Here is a 2,929-nt window from a genome sequence, read left to right as displayed (position 1 = left end):
TCTCCATTTCTCATCATTTTTTGACCACAAATTTACGACATTTACGACAAATCTGACACTGCTTTACAATACCAGATAAAATGACTAATGTCCCGGAAAGCTTGTAAAACAGGCACTTCCGGGATACACAAGGCAGGATAAAAATCAACTTCCATTATCAAGAGGTGAGTGCTAATTTTTTTTCATTAAGTAGGGTCACCTTAAATGAAATAGTAATTTCCACCATTAGTCCTTTACGTTCTTATATTGAAATTAGGGGTGGAACTTAGTCCTGCAATAAGGTATCCTATAACAAATACCAGGGTACACTGGCCCATATCCTCCGATCGCCGGAAATGATCCATTTTTATTACAAAGGAGGATTTATCTATGGCTACTAATAATATTGGAAACCACAAACACCTTACTCTCGCTGACCGTGCTGCTATCGAACATGGAATACAGATTGGCGAAAACTTTACACAGATCGCTCAGAGGTTAAACAAAGATTCCTCTACCATCTCAAAGGAGATACGGCGGCATCTCATACATGTTCCTCATTATCAGGATGACCTGCAGAAGAAACGCTCAGAATGCCGGTTCTTTCATTCCTGTTTCGCCTTTTCTCCTTAAAGGGCAGCCATTATCTCATATTTACGCTTCCAATCAACATCTTATCGATTGTTCCATCCGTACACTGTATAACTACATTGATCATGGATATTTTACTGCTATCAATTTGGACCTCCCCCGCAAAGTACGCTATAAAAAGCGTCACAAGACCAGAAAAGCTCCTGAAAACACCGGCTACCGTGAAAACAGGACATACCATCATTTTGAAAAATATCTTGAAGAATATCCAGACACAAATGTTGTAGAGTTAGATGTTGTGGAAGGAGCTGGTGGAAAATCTGAGAATGTCCTCCTGACTATGTTATTTCGTAACTGTAACCTTATGCTCATTTTTTTACTTGAAGCCGATAACCGTAAAAATATCAGGGAAGTTTTCCTTTGGCTGTATGAACAGCTTGGAGCTGATCTATACCACAAGTTATTCCCTGTTATCCTCACAGACAATGGCTCCTCTTTTAAAGACCCTGAAATATTTGAACGTCCTGGAAATACAGCTCGTTTATCCCGGGTTTTCTACTGTGATCCTATGTCTTCCTGGCAGAAAGGCAAGCTGGAAAAGAACCACGAATTTATCCGTTATATCCTTCCCAAAGGCGTAAGTTTCGCACGGCTGAACCAGAACAAGGTAACGCAGATAGCCAACCATATCAATAGCGTAGCAAGAGCCAGTTTAAACGGCTGTACCCCATTTAAACTGGCTCAGTTACTGATAGACAGAAAACTATTGGAACTTTGCAGTCTTGAAGATGTACCTACGGATCAGGTGATATTAAAACCCACTCTGTTAAAGCACTAAATATCACATTCATTTCCGGCATCGTATTCTCCAGACCGGTGGAAGTTACCCTTGCAAAAAAACAGCCAGCGGTCCTTTGGTGATGTTCCAATCCCGTAAAAACACGGTGTTTTCTCTTTATATTATAGTTTTGTTTTGTGTAAATATCTATATCTAGTAGAAGTTAACTCTGCAAAAATCCCTTTACTTATCAGTATTGGCACATGGTGGAAGTTACTTTTTCATTCAACCGAATTTGTGACCCCTCTTATGTGCAAAATCTGTAACCCGTAACCCTTGCTCCATCTTTCTCTCCTCCTATGGCATTAACTAAAAAAATCAAACTCGTCCACCGCAAAGGCGATGTCAATCTGGAATGGCTCTCGCTGTGGCAGCTGTAATCCCTGTTCATCTGCAATTACCAGATAATAAGTAGCTGTATTGCTGTATTTTAGAGATTTTAGATTAAACTGACAACGGAAAGTTCTTTCTGCACCGTTATCGCTGGTCTTATCTGCAATAATCTTCTGAATATCACTAATCTGTTTGCCGTCCTCATCTGTAAAATAAACTTGATAAGTTGCTGCTTCACGATTTGTACTGACCGCATCTTTTTGATAGAAGTTCAACGAAAAAATCATATTACTGATTTTACGGTTTGCGGACAGTAAATTAACCGTTACCGGTTTGGTATCATATTTCTGTTTATTACGCTTGTATTCCATAGAATCATTACGGAGATAATGATACTCAATCACCGGAACAACCATTTCCTGCAAACTGATACCACCATGCACAAAATTCATACCGCCGCCATTCATTTTGATACGAATACTTTCTCTCGGTGCAAATCCATCGAATTCCGTATTTCCGCCCAAGAATTTTACAGGCATCAAGTAATCTGGTTGCACACCCTTCTGCATAATTGCATATCTTCTGCCATACTCCACACATCGCTTGATACTTTCTTTCTTTGTAATGTCAGAGTTTGTTACATCCACATCAAAAAAGCCTCTTTTATCTACTTTGTCCTCTTCCTTCAAAGGACTGTATGTATAAAGAAATCCATGGTCTGCCGTAATTAAAATATTCGTTCCGCCAAATTCATTTACAATGATACGCACAAGGTTCTTTAATTCTGAAATCGCCTTGTCACACGCAGCAAAAACAGCAGTATCCGAAGTGTGGCTGGCTTCATCTATGGTATCGTGGTAAATATAGACCACATCCATACCTTTTACCAAAGCACTTCTTTCCGCTCGTTTCATAGCAATGATGTCATTATACTTTAAAACCACGCTTGCCGAGTCTTCTGTTTTCAGAACCTTATCCCTATAAGTACTTGCCGTAGACTGCCCATCTGCCAAAACCGTCAAAATATCGTTCCGAACCTCTACTGTCAGTTCTTTGTGCGGCAACAAAGCTGCCATGTTTGTGTTATAATATGGACAAATAGTTATCCATTTCTTAATTTTACTATCTTCAATGGATGTTTATCAGGACTAATGCAGAGGTGACTTTATGAATTTTAATCTGAAACTA

1 protein-coding gene and 1 pseudogene are annotated in these 2,929 nt (G+C 39.3%); one reads left to right on the top strand and one right to left on the bottom strand.

Annotated elements, in window-relative coordinates; all coding sequences use genetic code 11:
* Window positions 1-369 precede the first annotated feature (369 nt).
* Window positions 370-1,408: pseudogene (locus G5B06_RS18435) on the top strand (IS30 family transposase).
* A 305-nt stretch (window positions 1,409-1,713) separates the two neighbouring features.
* Here G5B06_RS18435 and G5B06_RS18430 read toward each other — a convergent pair.
* Window positions 1,714-2,841 carry a PglZ domain-containing protein gene (locus tag G5B06_RS18430; RefSeq protein WP_330385211.1) on the bottom strand — a complete coding sequence of 376 codons (1,128 nt, stop codon included), beginning with the start codon at window positions 2,839-2,841 and terminating at the stop codon, window positions 1,714-1,716.
* Window positions 2,842-2,929 lie beyond the last annotated feature (88 nt).

This window comes from Blautia luti, from assembly GCF_013304735.1.
Lineage (GTDB): Bacteria > Bacillota > Clostridia > Lachnospirales > Lachnospiraceae > Blautia_A.
The sequence above is the reverse complement of the archived record's forward strand: the minus strand, read 5'-3'. Positions and strand labels throughout refer to the sequence as shown.